The 17,546-nt window shown below is 63.8% G+C and carries 17 protein-coding genes and 1 riboswitch; of the genes, 9 read left to right on the forward strand and 8 right to left on the reverse strand.

Features of this window, described 5'->3' with window-relative positions:
- Window positions 1-10 precede the first annotated feature (10 nt).
- Entirely contained in the window at window positions 11-643 is a 633-nt protein-coding gene (locus LB519_RS14245) for a LysE family translocator (RefSeq protein WP_024504845.1), read from the forward strand.
- Window positions 644-668: 25 nt separating this feature from the next.
- Here the strand turns inward: LB519_RS14245 and LB519_RS14250 are convergent, their stop codons facing one another.
- Both LB519_RS14250 and LB519_RS14255 read right to left on the reverse strand, forming a co-directional pair.
- The gene (locus LB519_RS14250; RefSeq protein ID WP_224620290.1) at window positions 669-1,520 is read right to left on the reverse strand and encodes a dienelactone hydrolase family protein; all 852 of its coding nucleotides are present in this window, start codon (window positions 1,518-1,520) and stop codon (window positions 669-671) included.
- 14 nt (window positions 1,521-1,534) lie between these two features.
- The gene (locus LB519_RS14255; RefSeq protein WP_063173641.1) at window positions 1,535-2,359 is read right to left on the reverse strand and encodes a DUF2189 domain-containing protein; all 825 of its coding nucleotides are present in this window, start codon (window positions 2,357-2,359) and stop codon (window positions 1,535-1,537) included.
- A 300-nt stretch (window positions 2,360-2,659) separates the two neighbouring features.
- Between LB519_RS14255 and LB519_RS14260 the strand changes: the two genes are divergently transcribed.
- Both LB519_RS14260 and LB519_RS14265 read left to right on the forward strand, forming a co-directional pair.
- Window positions 2,660-3,883 carry a TadE/TadG family type IV pilus assembly protein gene (locus LB519_RS14260; RefSeq protein ID WP_027163217.1) on the forward strand — a complete coding sequence of 408 codons (1,224 nt, stop codon included), beginning with the start codon at window positions 2,660-2,662 and terminating at the stop codon, window positions 3,881-3,883.
- Between the two features lie 251 nt (window positions 3,884-4,134).
- Window positions 4,135-4,644, forward strand: coding sequence for a CAP domain-containing protein (locus tag LB519_RS14265; RefSeq protein WP_224620291.1), 510 nt, complete (start codon window positions 4,135-4,137; stop codon window positions 4,642-4,644).
- A 49-nt stretch (window positions 4,645-4,693) separates the two neighbouring features.
- Here the strand turns inward: LB519_RS14265 and LB519_RS14270 are convergent, their stop codons facing one another.
- From LB519_RS14270 to LB519_RS14280, 3 genes are all read right to left on the reverse strand, one after another.
- The gene (locus tag LB519_RS14270; protein WP_013532370.1) at window positions 4,694-6,226 is read right to left on the reverse strand and encodes a DHA2 family efflux MFS transporter permease subunit; all 1,533 of its coding nucleotides are present in this window, start codon (window positions 6,224-6,226) and stop codon (window positions 4,694-4,696) included.
- A 305-nt stretch (window positions 6,227-6,531) separates the two neighbouring features.
- Window positions 6,532-7,713 carry an HlyD family secretion protein gene (locus tag LB519_RS14275; RefSeq protein ID WP_013532371.1) on the reverse strand — a complete coding sequence of 394 codons (1,182 nt, stop codon included), beginning with the start codon at window positions 7,711-7,713 and terminating at the stop codon, window positions 6,532-6,534.
- Window positions 7,710-8,189, reverse strand: a complete 480-nt coding sequence (locus tag LB519_RS14280) for a MarR family winged helix-turn-helix transcriptional regulator (RefSeq protein ID WP_013532372.1) — start codon at window positions 8,187-8,189, stop codon at window positions 7,710-7,712. Before LB519_RS14280 ends, LB519_RS14275 begins: the two co-directional genes overlap by 4 nt.
- A gap of 195 nt (window positions 8,190-8,384) precedes the next feature.
- On the opposite strand from LB519_RS14280, the gene LB519_RS14285 reads away from it, so the two are divergent.
- Genes LB519_RS14285 through LB519_RS14310 form a run of 6 tightly spaced genes read left to right on the forward strand, consistent with a single transcriptional unit; the run spans window position 8,385 to window position 14,194 of the window.
- The gene (locus LB519_RS14285; RefSeq protein ID WP_063167716.1) at window positions 8,385-8,993 is read left to right on the forward strand and encodes a CDP-alcohol phosphatidyltransferase family protein; all 609 of its coding nucleotides are present in this window, start codon (window positions 8,385-8,387) and stop codon (window positions 8,991-8,993) included.
- A gap of 51 nt (window positions 8,994-9,044) precedes the next feature.
- Window positions 9,045-10,829: a bifunctional alpha/beta hydrolase/class I SAM-dependent methyltransferase gene (locus tag LB519_RS14290; RefSeq protein ID WP_411909249.1), complete on the forward strand. Its 1,785-nt coding sequence runs from the start codon at window positions 9,045-9,047 to the stop codon at window positions 10,827-10,829.
- A gap of 5 nt (window positions 10,830-10,834) precedes the next feature.
- Complete coding sequence (locus LB519_RS14295) at window positions 10,835-12,160, forward strand: phosphatase PAP2/dual specificity phosphatase family protein (protein ID WP_224620293.1); 1,326 nt, start codon at window positions 10,835-10,837, stop codon at window positions 12,158-12,160.
- The gene (locus tag LB519_RS14300; RefSeq protein ID WP_013532376.1) at window positions 12,157-12,600 is read left to right on the forward strand and encodes a hypothetical protein; all 444 of its coding nucleotides are present in this window, start codon (window positions 12,157-12,159) and stop codon (window positions 12,598-12,600) included. The genes LB519_RS14295 and LB519_RS14300 overlap by 4 nt, the downstream gene beginning before the upstream one ends.
- Window positions 12,597-13,259, forward strand: a complete 663-nt coding sequence (locus LB519_RS14305; protein ID WP_013532377.1) for a lysophospholipid acyltransferase family protein — start codon at window positions 12,597-12,599, stop codon at window positions 13,257-13,259. The genes LB519_RS14300 and LB519_RS14305 overlap by 4 nt, the downstream gene beginning before the upstream one ends.
- Entirely contained in the window at window positions 13,259-14,194 is a 936-nt protein-coding gene (locus tag LB519_RS14310; RefSeq protein ID WP_027163212.1) for a phosphatidate cytidylyltransferase, read from the forward strand. Before LB519_RS14305 ends, LB519_RS14310 begins: the two co-directional genes overlap by 1 nt.
- A 25-nt stretch (window positions 14,195-14,219) precedes the next feature.
- Here the strand turns inward: LB519_RS14310 and LB519_RS14315 are convergent, their stop codons facing one another.
- The 3 genes from LB519_RS14315 to LB519_RS14325 are packed head-to-tail and all read right to left on the reverse strand — an operon-like array spanning window position 14,220 to window position 17,021.
- Window positions 14,220-15,206 carry a FecCD family ABC transporter permease gene (locus LB519_RS14315; protein ID WP_081714386.1) on the reverse strand — a complete coding sequence of 329 codons (987 nt, stop codon included), beginning with the start codon at window positions 15,204-15,206 and terminating at the stop codon, window positions 14,220-14,222.
- 29 nt (window positions 15,207-15,235) lie between these two features.
- On the reverse strand, window positions 15,236-16,183 hold the full coding sequence (locus LB519_RS14320) for an ABC transporter substrate-binding protein (protein WP_224620294.1): 948 nt from the start codon (window positions 16,181-16,183) through the stop codon (window positions 15,236-15,238).
- A 49-nt stretch (window positions 16,184-16,232) separates the two neighbouring features.
- Window positions 16,233-17,021: an ABC transporter ATP-binding protein gene (locus LB519_RS14325; protein WP_013532381.1), complete on the reverse strand. Its 789-nt coding sequence runs from the start codon at window positions 17,019-17,021 to the stop codon at window positions 16,233-16,235.
- Window positions 17,022-17,185: 164 nt separating this feature from the next.
- Window positions 17,186-17,393, reverse strand: a riboswitch (cobalamin riboswitch).
- Window positions 17,394-17,546 lie beyond the last annotated feature (153 nt).

A 17,546-nucleotide genomic window follows, 5' to 3' on the forward strand; every position in this document is an offset into this window, starting at 1 on the left:
GGAAGAACAGATGCCCGAAACAGCCAATCATCTCGCCTTCGCGCTGGTCTGCCTCGGCATGGTGCTGACGCCTGGCCCCAACATGATCTATTTGATCTCGCGTTCCCTGTCGCAGGGGCCGAAGGCGGGGCTCATCTCGCTTGGCGGCGTGGCGCTCGGCTTTGTCTTCTATGTACTGGCGGCGGCATTCGGCATCACCGCGCTGCTGCTCGCAGTGCCCTACGCCTATGATGCGCTGCGCTTTGCCGGCGTGCTCTATCTCCTGTGGCTGGCCTGGCAGGCGGTGAAGCCGGGCGGACGCTCGCCATTCGAAGTGCGCGAATTGCCGAGGGACCGGCCGCGCAAGCTTTTCGCCATGGGCCTGATGACCAATCTGCTCAATCCGAAGGTGGCCGTGCTCTATCTGTCGCTGTTGCCGCAGTTCATCAGCCCCGGCAAGGGTCACGTCCTGTCGCAGCTCCTGGTGCTCGGCGCGACACAGATCTCGATCAGCCTCAGCGTCAATGCCGTCATCGCGGTAACGGCCGGTTCAATCGCCACCTTTCTCGCCGGACGGCCCTTGTGGCTGGTCATCCAGCGCTGGATGATGGGAACCGTGCTGGCGGCTCTTGCGCTGAAGATGGCGACAGACGCGCAGCGCTGAGAGTGCAAACCGGCGGTCGCCGCTGTCAGCCGCCGAAGACTTCTTTCAGGAATGCATGAGAGGCAAGGATGGATTGCTCGGCAGCATTGTACTGACCATAGGCCTCGATGCCGGTCTTCAATCCTGCGGAGTCAAATCCGTGACGAGCACCCGGGTAGACGTCAAGCTGCACAGAGCTTCCCTTGCCGCTGCGCTGCGTCATCATCTCCTGGCAATTTTTGGCGGGGGTCCGATCGTCCAGCTCGCCGATCAGGATCAAGGTCGGGACCGCCATGTCGCCATTCGTTGCCGAACAATCCGGATAGTAGGCGATCGCAGCCTTGAATTTGCGCTCCATAAGCCGCTCGTCTCCACCAGACTGCAAGGCCTCGAGCGTTGCGTTCCCGCCAGCGGAGAACCCCATCAACGCAATGCGCCGCGGGTCGACAAAACTGTATTTTGATAGGTATTCCAGAGCGCCGTAGGCGTCATATACGCGATCAACAGGGTGGAGGCCATCACAGGTCTCCTTAATGCCGCGGGTGCTGAAGCTGTCGACGACGAGGACGACGTAACCCCAGGAAGACAGTCGCTCGGACCAGGTTTTCCTTACACTTCGGGGCAAACCTGAACATCCGTGCAGAACCACGACAGCCGGGAACGGCCCCTCACCCGGCGGACGCGTTAAATACCCCTGCAGCGGCGTGCCGGGAACGGCCCTCGGGACGTTGCCGCCCGCTTGCGCAATGCGCTTCTGAAATGGCGTTGGCTCCGAAGCCGCGCTTTCAAACTGCACCGGCTGGTCAGCGCGCGCTGGCGCGGCATGCAGAGAGCTACCGATACAAAGGCAGGTCAGACAGACGACCTTGTTGGGCAGTCTCGGCAGGGTGAAGGCCATGGGTGCCTGCTTCGTTACATCGGCCGTCTTATCTGCTGTGCCCGCTCCGGCTCGACCACCTTGCGGTAGAGATGCCAGGTGGCATGGCCGAGCACCGGCATGACGACGGCGAGCCCGGCAAATAGCGGGATCGAACCGATCACCAGAAGCACGGCGACCAGCAAGCCCCACAGCGCCATTTGCAGCGGGTTGGCCATCACCGCCCGGGCCGAGGTCTCGATGGCTGAGACGGCGCCGACGTCGCGGTCGAGCAGCAGCGGGAAGGCAACCACAGTGGTGGCCAGCACGATTACGGCAAAGACAAAGCCCGCGGCATTACCGGCAAGGATCAGCGTCCAGCCCTTACTGGTGGTCAGCACGTCGCGGATGAAGCCGCCGATCGAGGCCGGCGGCTGGTCTCCGAACAGGCCAGTGTAGATCGATTGCGCGGTGTAGAGCCACAACAGGAACAGCGCCACCAGCATGACGCCGATGACGGCGATCGACGGGATCGCGGACGAGCGCCGGACATCAAACGCGTGCCGCCAGGAGGTGTTCATGCCGAGCTCGCGCCGGCGGCTGATCTCGTAAAGGCCGAGCGCCGCAAACGGCCCGACCAGCGCGAAACCCGACATCAGGGGATAGATGAGCTGGATGGCATTGGCGCCGGACGTCCACTGCGTCAGGATCAGGCCGACGATGGGATAGATCAGGCATAGGAACACGTAGTGCGATGGTTTTGCCCAGAAATCCTCGAACCCGAGACGCAACGCATCCCAAAGGTCCGACGTGGCGATGCGGCGCACCGCCGGCTGCACATGCATTCCACGTGCGTCCGCCATGACATGAAAGCCGGCCATAACCTTCCTCCCGTGTGTCGGGGCGGTCACCGCCTGGATGGCCGCCAGAGCTGCCACTTCAAGATCGAGAAGCATGATAGCAGAGTTGGCGGCGATTGTCGCCGGGTCAATGGCCTGGGGAGCAACTCCTCGTTGTGTTCAACTCTCCGTATGGCCTCTCATATGGCGTACCTTGGCAGACCTTCGTTTTGGCCAATCATTGTGCTGCATTTTAGCATTTACGCATTTTAGCATTTACTTAAATTACTCGTAGGGATCCCTGGCGTATCACCTGAGCTTTACGAGTTTCGGCGAGGGACTATGTTCGCATTGAAAGCCTTCTGGTCTTCGGAGCGCGGCAACTTTGCCATAACGACCGCCTTCGCTATGCTGCCAATAATGATTGGTTTGGCCGGCGCCGTCGATCTGATCGGCACGAGCCATGACGCCTCGCAACTCCAGAACTCGCTGGACGCGGCTGGGCTCGCCATCGGCACGAAGTTCTCTCCCGATATGGCGGCTGGCGATGTCCAGCAGCTTGGGCTGCAGTTCTTCGCCGCCAATATGAGCGCGGCCGACCAGCAGGAATATTTGGGCAGCGTCTCCGCTTTCGCGGCAACGGCAAGCGGCAGTCCAAGCGCCTACTTTATCTCGCTGTCGTCCAGCATAAGCCGCCCAAGCTTCATCAGCGCCTCGGCCCCCTGGCAGGCCTACCGCTCGGCCTCGGTCAAGATAAAACCTGGCGCGCAGGCCTGCGTGCTGGCGCTCGATCCGCATGCGTCCGCCGCCGTGAACCTGCAGGGCTCGACCAACGTCTCGATGGACAATTGCGTGATCGCGGCGAACTCGGATGCGTCCGATTCCGTCAACAGGGGCGGTTCCGCACTGGTTTCGGCCGGCTGTGTCTCAACCGTCGGCGGCACCAGCGGGCTGTTGCCACCCAGCGCCAGTCTCGCCTGCGGAACGCCGCACGAACATAGGTACGCGTCCTTTGATCCATTGGCCGACGTCGTTCCTCCCCCTTACACATTGTGTTTGCCTGTCCCGAACGGCAAAACCTACACGCTGTCGCCCGGCACCTATTGCGACAAGACATTATCGGGGAACATCACGCTTAATCCGGGCGTCTACATCATGCGCGGCACCACCATAAAGCCAGGGGGAAACGGCAGCCTGACTGGCCAGGGCGTGACCATTTTCCTCATGGAAAGCGCTCAGATCTACATAAATGCCAATGAGAAGGTGAACCTTTCCCCGCCCACCAGCGGCCCTTATGCTGGCATCACCATTTTCCAGGATCACGGCAACACGTCTGCCCTGACATTGAATGGTGGCGCAAATTCCGTGCTCAGCGGTTTCATCTACGCGCCGGACGCGCCCATTTCCTACGCCGGCAATTCTGATATGAGCGCCCAGGGCGACTGTCTCAGGCTTGTCGGCAATACGATACAGATGACCGGGAACTCGTCCGTCAAGTCCGACTGCGCGGCGGCGCTTGGAAATCGCACAATGTATGCCGATCGGATGATCACTCTGGTGAAATGAGAGACAACCTGACGTGCGGCGGCGTCAGCGGTAGCGTTGAGAAAAATGGCGGTAACGCACGGCCGGATCGGTTTCGATGCGAGGCGCAATCCGGCCAGCCTGGGATAGGCAGCGCCGTCGATCGCCTGGTGAAATTCCGCCCAGCATGCCACGCCGATCAGCGTTGTACCGGCCAGCGTCAGTCTGTCGCCCCCTCTCCGATTTTCGCCGCCCTGCCCGGCAAAAGCCATGATCGCCATTATCTCAGAGGCATGACCATCGCGAAAATCGAAACCCACCCGATCCCGAAGCTGAACAGGCGCATGGTGCTGACCGGCCTCGCAGCCCTGGCGGGGCTCGCCGCCTGCAGCACCGTTTCACTGCCAACCGGCGAAGGCGCCGGGGTCTCCTCCTCCGCCACCAGCACGCTGGCCAGCATCCGCGCCTCGGCCGGGCTCGCGCCGCTGGTCCCCGACCGGCAGCTCGAACAGGCCGCCCTGCAGCAGGCAGGCTATATGGCGCAGCGCCGCCGCATGAGCCACACCACCGGCTGGGGCAAGGATTTCGCCTCGCGCGTCAGGGAAAATCGAATTTCCGGTGCCGCGGCGGAGAACATCGCCGAGGGTCGTTTCGACCTCGAGAAGCTGTTCGACATCTGGGTGCATTCACCAGGCCATCGCCGCAACATGCTCGACCCGCGCTTCACACGCTTCGGCCTTGCCTATGTGCGCGACGGCAGCGACAGCAAGCTCCGTTACTGGAGCCTCGTGCTCGGAAAATAGGAAAACGTGCCGGTTCGGTGCGCCACCCCCAAGACGATTTGATGGAAAGCTAGTCCATATGCGCCGCCGGCGCGCCGCCGGCTGGCGCCTGCTTCGGCTTGCGCAGCAGGAAAACAAACGGGATGGCAAGCAGCGTCATCACCATGAGTATTTTGAAGTCGTTGACGTAGGAGATCATCATGGCCTGGAGATTGACCATGCGATCGACCTGCGAGAGCGCCGTTGGGTCGCCGCCTGCGGCAGCCGGCGAGACAGCCCACAGATTGGGGTTGAACGGATTGATGAAGGCCGAAAGCTCGGCATGGTTGATCTGCGTGTTGCGCACCATCAACACCGTCACGACCGACACGCCGATCGACGAGCCAAGATTGCGCACCAGGCTGAACAGAGCCGTGGCATCGGTGCGGAAGCGCACGTCGAGCGTGGCGAAGGCGACGGTCGACAACGGCACGAACACCATCCCCATGCCCAGGCCCTGGATGACGCCGGAGCTGATGATCAGCCAATTGTCCATCTGCGGGGTGAAGCTGGACATGGTGTAGAGCGACTGCGCGGTCAGCAGGAAGCCGATGACGACGAGAATCCTGGCGTCAATCCTGCTCATGAGCCGCCCGACGACGAGCATCGAAATCATGGTGCCGACGCCGCGTGGCCCCATGACGATGCCGATGGTGACGGTCGGATAGCCGAAGATGGTCGACAGCATCGGCGGCAGCAGCGACATGCTCGCCAGGATGAGCACACCCATGACGAAGATGAATGCGAGCCCGGTCACGAAATTGCGGTCGAGGAAGATCTTGGGATCGATGAAGGGGTGCTCGGCCGTCATGGTGTGAATGATGAACACCCAGAAGCCGGTGAGCGAAAGACCAAGTTCGATCCAGATCTCGACCGAGGAAAACCAGTCGACCTCGCCGCCGCGGTCGAGCAGCAGCTGAAGCGCGCCGACGCCGAGCGATATCATGGCGAAGCCGAAGAAATCGAAGCCGCGCACGCGCCGCGCGATAGCCGGCAAATAAGCGGCCATACCGAGAAAGGCGACGATGCCGACCGGCAGATTGATGAAGAACACCCAACGCCAGTTGAAATTCTCGGTCAGCCAGCCACCGAGTGTCGGGCCCAGAATCGGACCCAGCATGATGCCGGCGCCCCAGATGGCCATCGCCTGGCCATGGCGTTCCCTGGGATTGATGTCGAGCAGGAAGGTCTGCGACAGAGGCACGATCGCGGCGCCGAACACGCCTTGCATCAGCCGGAAGAACACCATGGTCTCCAGGCTCCAGGCGATGCCGCACAGCATCGAAAACACGGTGAAGCCGACCACCGCCGTCAGGAACAGTTCCTTGCGGCCGAAGCGATCGGCCAGCCAGCCGGTGACCGGCGTCATGATGGCGGCGGCAACAATGTAGGAGGTCAGCACCCAGTTGATGTTGTCAGGCGAGGCGCCGAGATCGCCGGTCATGGTCGGCAGCGCGACGTTGGCGATCGTCGTGTCGAGCGCCTGCATGATCGTCGCCAACATGAGCGCGACCGTGATCAGGCCGCGATGCGGCACTTCTTTGAAGGGTTCGGGCGTGCTCATGGCGTGGAACTTCCAGCAGGTAACAAAAACGTGTACAAGGGGTTTCCGGGCGGCAACGCCTTCCGTTGAGAGACCCTCGTCGCGGTGGGACGCGATTGTCGATGTGGGGGTTACATCGACTGAAAGTCTCTGATCAGCGGATGCCTGCCGCCCGGAAACATGAGGACCGACGGGTCCGCGTCGGAGATTTCAGATTTCGGCCAGGCCGCACCGCGGCAGCACCCAAACGCTGATCCTCCAGCTCCTCCCATCAGACCAATCCTGCTATTCACCTCCGCCGCTGGTCCTGCGGCATTCTGTTGACGTTACTGCGCGGCCTCGCCGGCCGTGGCGTGACCGAAGATCGAAGGCAGGCCACGCGCCACGCCGGTGTCGACGGTAACGGTGGCGCTCATGCCGGTGCGCAACGCCATCTTGGCGTCCGCATCGGTCAGTTCGAGACGAACCGGGATGCGCTGTGTGACCTTGACCCAGTTGCCGGTGGCATTCTGGGCCGGCAGCAGCGAGAACTCGGCTCCCGTGCCGGCGCCGATCGCCTTGACCGTCGCCTCGAAGGTGCGCCCCGGATAGGTGTCGACCACGATCTCGGCCTTCTGGCCGGGCTTCATATGGGTGAGCTGCGTTTCCTTGAAATTGGCATCGATCCAGGTGTCGCCGGTCTCGACCAGCGAAAACAGCGGCGTGCCGGAACCGACATACTGGCCGACCTTGAACGACGAGGCCTGGCTGACGATGCCGTCAGCCGGCGCCTTGACCGTGGTCTGCGCCAGATCGTAGGCGGCCTTGTCGCGCGCGGCGAGCGCGGCCATCACGGTCGGATGCTTGTCGGTTTCGATGTCGGGATTGCCGCCAAGGGCTGCCTTGGCGCTGATGATGCCTTGCTCGGCAACGGCGAGCTGCTGCTTGGCCTTGTCGAGATCGTTCTTGGCTTCGTCCAGCGACGATTTGGCGTTGATGCCCTTCTGGGCAAGATCGGCGGCGCGGTCGAACTGCGACTGGGCGAAGGCGACCTGGCTGGCATCGGACTTCTGCTGAGCCATCGACTGGCCATAGGCGGCGCGCAACTGCTCGACATTGAGACGCGCGCCCGCCACCGCCGCGTCGGCCTGCGCCAACGCGATCCGGTAGGGCTCGGGGTCGATGGCAAACAGCTCGTCACCCTGCTTGACCAGCTGGTTATCGAAGATGTCGACCTTGACGATGCGGCCGGCCGTGTCGGAAGCGATCGACACCTTGGCCTGCTGCAGATTGGCGTTCTCGGTCTCCTGATAACGGCCGCCGGTAACCCAGACATAGCCGCCGCCAACAGCCAATGCCGCAGGCAGCGCGACCATCAGCAGGAAGCGGCCCAGCCGGCGCTTTTTCTTCACCGGCGCCGGAGCCGGCTGCACCGGGGGAGCAACGGTTGCCGGGGCCGCGGCCGGCTGCGCCGGCGCTTCCATTTCCAGTTCGGTCACTTTCTCGTCTATCTTGGCTACCGCGTTCATGCTGCTGCGCCCTCTGTGTTCTTCACTTTTTCAATGGACGGCGTCTCGTCGTCGGTCAGGTTGCGGACCATCGCCTCAAGTCCCTCGACGAGGACGCGACGGGCTTCCGGTTTCACGCCGACCAGCGATTCCTCATAGACTTCCCCGGCAATGCTCTTGATCACGGCGTAGGCATCGCTTGCCTTGGGCGTCAGGAAGATCATGCGGACGCGGCGATCGGCAGCGTCGGAACGACGCTCGATCCAGCCTCCCTCCTCCATGCGGTCGACCAGGCGCGAAACGCTGATCGGCTCGATTTCGAGAAGTTCGGCCAGCCGCGCCTGCGCGACACCGTCTTCCTTGGCAACGCGGACCAGAAGCCGCCATTGCGCCGAAGAAAGCCCCAAGCCACTGGCCCTCGCCTCGAAGCGCTTGCGCATCAGGCGCTGCACGTCGTGGATCAAGAAGCCCAATCTGTCGATGCCATCGGAAACCATGAGCGGGATATATAATAAGCGTGCTCACTATTCAAGGTGCCGCAGTGCACACAAAGCCGACAAATGTGCATGACAGCTTTGCCGGGCCAATCATGGTTATCGATTTGCGAACGCATGATGGCCGCGCCGCCTCTCCGCTGGTCGCGTCTGGCATATTGATGTACAGCCGCTGAACAGGATCGGGGGATCAACGCAATGCCGACGCTTTACGCTCTCAAGCCGGCCTTCCAGGGTCGACTGCGGCCGCTGGTCAATCGGCTGGCGGCCATCGGGGTCACCGCAAACAGCATAACCATCCTGGCGGCCGCGATGTCGATAGCCGCCGGCGCGGCCATTGCGATCCGGCATGAATGGCGCTGGCTGCTGTTGCTTATCCCCGTGGTGATGTTCGTGCGCATGGCGCTGAATGCCGTGGACGGCATGCTGGCGCGCGAGCATGGCCAAGCCTCGACGCTCGGCATGTATCTGAACGAGTTGTGCGACGTCGTTTCGGACCTCGCGCTGATTCTGCCTTTTGCCGTCTTTCCGGAATTTGGCGCATGGGGCGTCGTCGCCTTCGCAATATCGGCGGTGCTGACCGAGTTTGCCGGCGTGCTCGGCATCGCCGCCAAGATCGGCCGCAACTATGCCGGGCCGTTCGGCAAGAGCGACAGGGCGCTGGCGCTTGGCGTCGTCGCCGTGCTGTGCGCCCCAGGGCTGTGGCCGGCATCGATCGCGCCATTTGTGTTTCCGGCCATGGCAACGCTTTCGCTGCTGACCGCCATAAACCGGATACGCGCCGGGCTTATTGGCAGCGCCAGCTGAGCATCGAGGCTCGCCATGCCGCCAGTGGGGCCGCCAGAGGGAAAGACCATGATGCACGACCCGATCGCCGCCGCGGCCACGGAAAGCCTTGCGCGGCAAGCGCAGGAGCGGGTCTTCCGCAGCCATGACGGGACGGAGATCTTCTACCGATTCTGGCCGGCGGCTTCGGCCGATGCCAAAGGCGCGGTGGTGCTCTTCCATCGCGGCCACGAGCATGGCGGCCGCATGGCCCATCTCGTCGATGAATTGCGGATGCCGGACCACGCCTTCTATGCCTGGGATGCCCGCGGCAATGGCCGTTCGTCCGGCGAGCGCGGCTATGCCCCGTCCTTCTCGGCGCTGGTGCGCGACATCGACTGCTTCATGCGCGAGATCGCTGAAAGGGATGGCTTCGCCACGCGCGATATCGCGCTGATCGCGCAGTCCTTCGGCGCCGTTCTGGCCGCCGCCTGGGTGCATGACTATGCGCCGAAGCTGCGCGCCATGGTGCTGGCCTCACCGGCCTTCTCGGTAAAACTCTACGTGCCCTTCGCCAAGGAGGGCATAGCGCTCTGGCAGAAGATCAAGGGCCGCTTCTTCGTCAATTCCTACGTCAAGGCGAAATTCCTGACCCATGATCCCGTGCGCATCGCCTCTTTCGAGAGCGATCCACTGATCACGCGGCCGATCGCTTCCAACATCCTGGTCGAACTCTACCAGCACGCAGCCCGCATCGTCACTGACGCCCGCGCCATCACCGCGCCGACGCAGCTTCTGCTTTCGGGCAGCGATTGGGTCGTGCGCCACGGCCCGCAGCACGAGTTCTTCGTCAATCTCGGCAGCCGCATCAAGGAACGTCATGTGCTGCCGGGCTTCTTCCACGACACGCTGGGCGAACGCGACCGGGCAAAGGCCCTCGACCTGATCCGGCCGTTCCTGGCCAGGCAGTTCGCGGCACCGGATGCGCCGGTCGACCTGAAGCAGGCGGACATTGCCGGCTACACACGCGACGAGGCCGACCGGCTTGCTTCACCGCTCGCTTTGATGTCGCCCAAGGGCCTCTATTGGGCATTCAGCCGCGCCTCCATCCGCATGGGCGCCTGGGTTTCCCAAGGCATGAAGACCGGCATTGCCACCGGCTTCGATTCCGGCTCGACGCTGGATTATGTCTACGAAAACGACGCGCGCGGCCTTACGCCCCTTGGCCGCGTCGTCGACCGTGTCTTCCTGGAAGCCATCGGCTGGCGCGGCATCCGCCAGCGCAAGCTGCATCTCGAAGAACTGATCGGCTCTTGCCTGGCAACGCTCAAGACCACTGGCCGGCCAGTGCATATTCTCGACATCGCCGCCGGCCACGGCCGCTATGTTCTCGATGCCATCGTGAAGAGCCCCGACCAGCCGGCGAGCGTGCGTCTGCAGGATTATTCCGACCTCAACGTGCAGCTTGGCCGCAAGCTGATCACGGAGCGGCAATTGCCGGCTGACGTCACGTTCCAGCGCGCCGACGCTTTCGATGCCGACATGCTCGCCAACGCCGATCCGGCGCCGGACCTCGCCATCGTTTCCGGCCTCTACGAGCTATTCTCGGACAATGCGATGATCGCCCGCTCGCTCGGTGGATTGGCCAGCGCCATGCAGCCGGGCAGCCTGTTGCTCTACACCAACCAGCCTTGGCACCCGCAGCTCGAGATGATCGCCCGCAGCCTGACCTCGCATCGCGGCGGCGAGGCCTGGGTGATGCGCCGGCGCACGCAAGGCGAAATGGACCAGCTCGTCGAAGCCGCCGGTTTCGAAAAGCTCGACCAGCGCATCGACCAATGGGGCATCTTCACCGTCTCGCTCGCGCGGCGCCGCTGAGCAGCATGGTGTCATCGCCTGCATCCGTGGCGCGTGCCGAACCCTATAGCCGGGTGGTCGTCAGGGCAGCCCTGTGGCTGGCCTTCCTGGCGCCGTTCTTCTATCTCAGCTACGGCTTCGCCAACTGGCTGGCGTCGCGGCGCGACGATGTCGGCAGTATCGTGTTCTCGTGGGAGCACGGCATCCCGTTCCTCGCCTGGACCATCGTGCCCTATTGGTCGATCAACCTGTTCTACGGCCTGTCGCTGCTGCTCAACAACGACAGGCAAGGGGTCGACCGTCTGGCCGGACGCTATCTCACCGCGCAAATCGTCGCCGTTATCTGCTTCATCCTGTTCCCGCTGACCGCTACATTCGTGCGACCGGCGACGACCGGCCTGCCGGGCTTCCTGTTTGCCGTGCTCGGCGGTTTCGACAAGCCGTTCAACCAGGCGCCCTCGCTGCACATCGCCCTTTTGGCGATCATCTGGGATCATTGGCGCCACCGGCTCGGCGGCTTGCTCCTGCCGCTCTGGCATGGCTGGAGCTTCCTCATCGGCGCCTCGGTGCTGACGACCTGGCAGCATCACTTCATCGACATCCCGACCGGCGCGCTGCTCGGGTTCTTTGCGCTGTGGCTGTTTCCGCGTAGCGGCGCATTGCCGTTTGCAGGCTTCCGGCTGACCAACGATGCGAAAGCGCGGCGGCTGGCGCGGTTCTACGCGCTGGGCGCCGTCCTCGCGCTGGCCGGTGCCGCGCTCGGTGCCTTCCTTTGCGCTGTCGCGCTCTTCCTGCTTTGGCCGGCGCTGGCGCTGGCCATCGTCGCCTTCGCCTATGCTGGCGCAGGCGAAAAGGTGTTCCAGAAATCCGCCGATGGCAGCATCACGCTTGCAAGCCGTGTCCTGCTCTTGCCTTATCGCCTCGGCGCCAGGGCAAACATATGGGCCTGGACGCGCAATCTTGCCCCCCAGGTGGCGATTGCCGAAGGTGTCTTTCTCGGGCGCTTTCCCACGGCAAGCGAGGCCAACAGCTTCGGCACGGTCATCGACCTCGCCGCCGAACTCGAAAAGCCGGCGACAACCGATTGCCGCTGGATCAGCTTTCCGATGATCGACCTGTTGCCGCCGCCACTGGCGATACGGCAACAGGCAGCCGGCGCGCTGGAGAATGCACGCCGCGACGGCACCGTCCTGGTGTGCTGCGCGCTCGGCTTCCAGCGCAGCGCCGGCGTCGTCGCCGAATGGCTGGTGGCGACCGGCAGGGCCGGGACGCCGACGCTCGCCCGCGAGATGCTCGCGGCCGCCGGCCGGCCGGTCCACCTTGCAGAGGCTACGGGGCGGGCGGCGTCATGACAGGCAATACCTATCAGGACCGCACCGACCGCTTCGCCGGCATGCTGATGCGACAGGCCGCGTGGCCGGCCGCAATCGTGCTGGCCGCAAATGTCCTTGCGCCTCTAGCCGCGTCGGCGCGCGGTGCCTTCGAGACCTTGCCCGCGGCCATCGCTTTGTCGATCGCCGCCGCGAGCGCGGTTGCGGTGCTGGCGCTGTCGGCATTGCTGGCATTCGACGCGCTGCTGTTCCGACTGATGGCGAGCCATGACGACGAAGCTTCCGGCGGTGCCGCGGTAGATGACATGTTGGCGCGCATGCGCCTGAAACCGGCTCCGTTCGCGACACGCTTGCTCGATGACCGCATGGCCGGCACAAGCCGCTTGCTGTTCAAGCAGCGCGCTGCCCTGGCTCTGTTTGCCGCAGCGCTTCTGGCGGCAGGGTTTTGGGCGCCGCGATGAACAAGCTTTCGCTCAAGACCTTCACCTTGCTGCAGACGGTAACCTCCGTCGGCCTGTCGGCTCTGGCCCGGATGGTGACCGGGGTGCGGCCGATCTGGAACGGCAGCCTGCCCTCCGAGCGGCAGCGCATCTATTTCGCCAATCACACCAGCCATGGCGACTTCATCCTTTTGTCGGCCTGTCTCAGCGAAAGGGAGCGCGCGATCACCCATGCTGTTGCCGCAGGCGAATATTGGGGGAAGTCGCGGCTGCGCCGCTTCATCGCGCAGGACATGTTGTCGTCCGTGCTCATCAACCGGCAATGGACGAGACCTGAGGAAAACCCCATCGAGATCATGCTGTCGGTTCTCGACCAAGGGCACTCGCTTATCCTGTTTCCCGAAGGCACACGCAACATGACAGACGAGCCGCTGCTGGCGTTCCGCTCCGGGCTCTACAATCTGTCGACGGCGCGGCCTGAGGTCGAGCTGATCCCGTGCTGGATCGAGAACATGTCGCGCGTGCTGCCCAAGGGCCAGTTCCTGCCGGTGCCGCTGCTGTGCCGCGTCGTTTTCGGCGCGCCTGTCGCGGTTGGCCCGGGCGAAGAACGCCGCGCCTTTCTCGAGCGCGCCCACGCCGCGCTTCTGGCGCTCAACCCGCGTCCCGAGCGAGACGATTGATGCGCCACGAAATCTCCATCCTGATCATCGGCCTGCTGGCGGTTTTGACCACCGCCAGCATCGTCGCCACCATCCTTTCGGCGCGAGCGCCGAAGCCGCTGAGCTCGACGCTTGTCAATCTCACGCAGCGCATCAACGCCTGGTGGGTGATGGTGGCGCTGATGACGGTCGCCTTCTTCTTCGGCCGTTACGGGATGACCATCCTGTTTGCGCTGATTTCCTTCGCCGCGCTGCGCGAATTCGTGACGCTGACGCATACGCGCCGCAGCGACCATTGGGTGCTGCTCGGCATGTTCGGCATCATCATCCCGTTTCAGTACTGGCTGGTGTGGACCGCCTGGTACGGGCTCTTCGTCATCTTCATTCCGGTCTACTGCTTCCTCTTGATGCCGGCCATCACGGCGCTGCATGGCGACACCGAACGCTTCCTCGAGCGGATCGCCGCGCAGCAATGGGCGGTGATGATCTCGGTCTATTGCGTCAGCCACGTCCCCGCCCTGCTGACACTCGACGTGCCAGGCTTCGAAGGCCGCACCCTGCTGCTGATCGCCTTCCTGATCATCGTCGTGCAAGGCAGCGACGTGCTGCAGTACATCTTCGGCAAGCTGTTTGGTAAACACCGGTTTTCGCCGAACGTCTCGCCGTCGAAAACCTGGGAAGGGCTGATCGGCGGATTGGTGTCGGCGAGCCTGCTCGGCGCGCTGTTGTCGTTCGTGACGCCCTTCTCGCCGCTGCAGGCGGCAGCCGTGGCCTTCGTCGCCTGCTCGATGGGATTCCTAGGCGGGCTGGTCGCCTCGGCCATCAAGCGCGACCAGGGCGTCAAGGACTGGGGCCATCTCATCGAAGGCCATGGCGGCATGATGGACCGCACCGACAGCCTGGTCTTCGCCGCCCCGGTGTTCTTCCACATCGTGCGCTATTTCTGGACCGTGTGATCCGGCGACCGGTTGCCAAACGCGCTCAAAGCCGGTTGCGGATCAGCATGGTGACGACGAAGAACGCACCGACCGAGCTGGTGATGATGCCGATCGGCAGTTCCTGCGGCGGCAGCAGCGTTCGGGCCAGAAGATCGCTGGCCAGCAAAAGCACCGCGCCGAAGACGGCGCAGCTGGCAACCAGGCGCAGATGCAAGGGGCCTGCCAGCGGCCGCGACAGATGCGGGATCATCAGCCCGACGAAGCCGATGACCCCGGCGACAGAGACCAGGATCGCCGTCGAGAAGGCGGCGACGAGAAACGTCATTCGGCGCATGCGCGCCACTGGCACGCCAAGGCTTTCGGCGGCGTTTTCGCCGGCCAGGAAGGCATCGAGCCGGCGGTGGTTCCACAGCGCGTAAGCCAGAATGGTGCCCGCACCCAGCGCGCCGAGCCAGATATTGTCCCAGCGCGCCAGGCCAAGGCCGCCCATCGTCCAGAACAACACGGAGTGGGCGGCGCGCTGGTCGCCGGCAAAGACCAGGTAGTTGGTCAAGGCGGTGAACATGAAGGACACGGCAAGGCCGGCGAGGATCAGCCGCTCCGGCCCTTGGCCCCTCACCCGCGCGACCAGCAGCAGGACGACGCCGGCGGCCAATATGCCGCCGGTGAAGGCCGCGACCGGCAACGTCCAGATGCCAAAGCTGTCGCCGAAGACGGTGATGACGGAAACAGCACCGGCGGCGGCGCCCGACGACAGGCCGAACAGGAACGGATCGGCGAGATCGTTGCGGGTCACTGTCTGCAGCAGCGCGCCGACGACGCCGAGGCCCGCGCCGACGCAGATGGCCAGGATCGTGCGCGGCAGCCGCAGATCGACGACGATCTTGCCGACCGGCCCGGACACGTCGTGCCCGCCTAAGCCGATTGCGCGGCCAAGCGCTGCTACAACGTCGGCCAGCGGGATCAGCGTCGAGCCATAGGCGATCGACAGCAGAGCGAGAGCGGCGATCGCCGCCGCTCCCGCCAGCATGGCCAACGCAAATGCCGGATGGCGCAAGCTCAAAATGCTTCCGGGTGCATGGCCTTGGCGATCTTGTCGATCGCTTCGATGTTGGCGGGTCCGGGCGTCAGCTCGGCGTAGCGGAGGGCGACGAAGCGCTCGTTCTTGACCGCGTCTGTCTCCTTCATGGCCGGATGCGCTTTCAGGAAATCGAGCAGCTTCCTGTAGCCGCCACCGTCCTGGTAATCGAGCAGGATGAGGAATTGCGGATTGCGCGACGCCACCGTTTCCCAATCCGTGTTGCCCCAGCTGGTGTCCATGTCAGCCATGATGTTGTCGCCGCCGGCGGCAGTGATCATGGCGCTGGGGATGGCGAACTTGCCTGCGGTGAACGGCTTGTCCTCGCCGGAATCGTAGAGGAACACCCGCGTGCCCTTGGCGCTGCCGACCTTGGCGGTGATGTCGGCGAGTTGCGCCTTCCAGCCAGAGACAAGCTTTTCAGCCTCGGCCTCCTTGCCGAAGATCTTGCCCAGCTTTTCGACGTCGCCATAGAGCAGGTCCATCGAGGCGGCGGGGCGGCTCTTGTCGAGATGGACGCAGCTTTCCGTCAGAACCAGCGTCTTGATGCCGTGCGGGGCAAGCGTGTCGGGCGTCACCTCGCCACCCGGCTTCATGCCGTAGTACCAGCCGGCGAAGAAGAAATCCGGCTCGACGGCCACGAGGTTTTCGAGCGTCGGATATTTCGGCGCCAGCTCCGGGATCGAACCCTGCTCTGCCTTGAATTCGGGACCGACCTTGTACCATCCGGTGATGCCGGTCAGGCCGACGATTGACGGCTGCAATTTCAGCGCGAAAGCCATCTCAGCCATGTTCAGATCATGGATGACAGCGCGCTTCGGCGGCGCGTCGAAGGTCAGCGGCTTGCCGCAGCTGTCGACGGTTACCGGGAAGGCGAAGGCGGTCGAGGTCAGCAGCGAGACGGCAAGCGAAAAAGCGAGGCGTTTCACGGGTATGCTCCTTGTGGGTGGGATCGGGTCGACTATGGAACGGCTTCAATCACGACGGCGGCGCGGCACGGTTCGGAACCTCGAACACCGTCAACTCTCGATCCTCGGTCGGATGGCGCAGGCGCAGCACATCGATGCCGAAAATCTCGCGGATCAGCTGTTGGGCCAGCGCTTCGCGCGGTGCGGCGAGCGCTTGCAGACGGGCATGGTTCATCACCGCCACCCTGGTGGCGAAGGGTGCTACCAGCGCCAGATCGTGCAGCACCGCGATCACCGTCATCTCAAAGCCTGCCACGAGGTCGAGCAGTTCGCCGCGGGCGCGCGGGTCCAGATGGTTGGTCGGTTCGTCGAGGAACAGGATTTTGGGCTGCTGGGCGATGGCGCGCGCCAGTTGGGCGCGCTGGCGCTCGCCGCCCGACAGCGAGCCGACGGTGCGGCCAAGCAGCGGCAGCAGGCCGGTCCGGCGCAGCGCCTCGACGGCGATATCGCGTTCCTCGCGCCTGCGCCGCAGCCCGGCGTGCGGGACCCGGCCAAGCTCGACATAATCGATCACCGCCAGCCGCGGATCGGGCTGGTCGGTCTGGCCGACAACGGCGATATGCAACGCCCGCTCGGCGGCCGAAATCCTGTCCAGCCCGCGTCCGCCAAGCTTCACCTCGCCGGAACTTGGCCGCAGCATGCCCGACAGCATGCGCAGCAGCGTCGTCTTGCCGGCGCCGTTGGGACCGATGATGGCAAGGCGATCGCCAGCGGCCACCGAGAAGCTGACCGCCTGGACCAGATTCCGCCCATTCGCCATGGCACAGAGGTCATGGGCTTCGAGAAGCGCTGCGCTCATCGGCTGCAGCCCGCCGGATTGCGGGGACGGCAAAGCGTGCGCATGGTGATGCGATGATCGATGGAGCCGTCCAACTTTCCGTCACTTTCCAAAACTGACGACGGAAGGAAGCTGGCGAACCGGCCGACAAGGCCGGGATTCGCGTTTCCTCCCGGCACACCCCGTCCGGTCAACTCAGTGATGGCAGGTCTCCTGGCTCGCGGGTCGTTGCGCCATCCTGCCTTCCCAGCCTTGCCGGCCAGTGGCATTCACGGATTTTGCTCGCCGCTTACAGTTGCGGGGGCAGCCACGGCCTCGACCTGAACAGGCCTCACCGTGTTCCCTTTTCACCCCTCGCCTTTCGGCTCGGGGACCATCACCACTTCAGCGTAGATTTCCACCAAACGCTTCGCAATGGATTTCTCGGACGAAGTGGTGGGCCAGCTAAGGGAAACAGGCATTGCACGCTCACTTTATGTAATAACATAACATTCTTAGGAGATGACGCGGCCCGCTGTCAAGCGAAAGCCCATGGGATCGGCGCAG

The sequence above is a fragment of the Mesorhizobium sp. AD1-1 genome, from assembly GCF_020164655.1.
Lineage (GTDB): Bacteria > Pseudomonadota > Alphaproteobacteria > Rhizobiales > Rhizobiaceae > Mesorhizobium > Mesorhizobium ciceri.

Excerpts from the sequence above, each read along its gene's own strand:
- LB519_RS14265 (WP_224620291.1), top strand. The coding sequence starts at position 4,135 with ATGACCATCGCGAAAATCGAAACCCACCCGATCCCGAAGCTGAACAGG.
- LB519_RS14325 (WP_013532381.1), bottom strand. The coding sequence starts at position 17,021 with ATGAGCGCAGCGCTTCTCGAAGCCCATGACCTCTGTGCCATGGCGAAT.
- LB519_RS14270 (WP_013532370.1), bottom strand. The coding sequence starts at position 6,226 with ATGAGCACGCCCGAACCCTTCAAAGAAGTGCCGCATCGCGGCCTGATC.
- LB519_RS14250 (WP_224620290.1), bottom strand. The coding sequence starts at position 1,520 with ATGGCCTTCACCCTGCCGAGACTGCCCAACAAGGTCGTCTGTCTGACC.
- LB519_RS14300 (WP_013532376.1), top strand. The coding sequence starts at position 12,157 with ATGACAGGCAATACCTATCAGGACCGCACCGACCGCTTCGCCGGCATG.
- LB519_RS14310 (WP_027163212.1), top strand. The coding sequence starts at position 13,259 with ATGCGCCACGAAATCTCCATCCTGATCATCGGCCTGCTGGCGGTTTTG.
- LB519_RS14280 (WP_013532372.1), bottom strand. The coding sequence starts at position 8,189 with ATGGTTTCCGATGGCATCGACAGATTGGGCTTCTTGATCCACGACGTG.
- LB519_RS14290 (WP_411909249.1), top strand. The coding sequence starts at position 9,045 with ATGCACGACCCGATCGCCGCCGCGGCCACGGAAAGCCTTGCGCGGCAA.
- LB519_RS14315 (WP_081714386.1), bottom strand. The coding sequence starts at position 15,206 with ATGCTGGCGGGAGCGGCGGCGATCGCCGCTCTCGCTCTGCTGTCGATC.
- LB519_RS14285 (WP_063167716.1), top strand. The coding sequence starts at position 8,385 with ATGCCGACGCTTTACGCTCTCAAGCCGGCCTTCCAGGGTCGACTGCGG.
- LB519_RS14255 (WP_063173641.1), bottom strand. The coding sequence starts at position 2,359 with ATGGCCGGCTTTCATGTCATGGCGGACGCACGTGGAATGCATGTGCAG.
- LB519_RS14295 (WP_224620293.1), top strand. The coding sequence starts at position 10,835 with ATGGTGTCATCGCCTGCATCCGTGGCGCGTGCCGAACCCTATAGCCGG.
- LB519_RS14275 (WP_013532371.1), bottom strand. The coding sequence starts at position 7,713 with ATGAACGCGGTAGCCAAGATAGACGAGAAAGTGACCGAACTGGAAATG.
- LB519_RS14260 (WP_027163217.1), top strand. The coding sequence starts at position 2,660 with ATGTTCGCATTGAAAGCCTTCTGGTCTTCGGAGCGCGGCAACTTTGCC.
- LB519_RS14245 (WP_024504845.1), top strand. The coding sequence starts at position 11 with ATGCCCGAAACAGCCAATCATCTCGCCTTCGCGCTGGTCTGCCTCGGC.
- LB519_RS14305 (WP_013532377.1), top strand. The coding sequence starts at position 12,597 with ATGAACAAGCTTTCGCTCAAGACCTTCACCTTGCTGCAGACGGTAACC.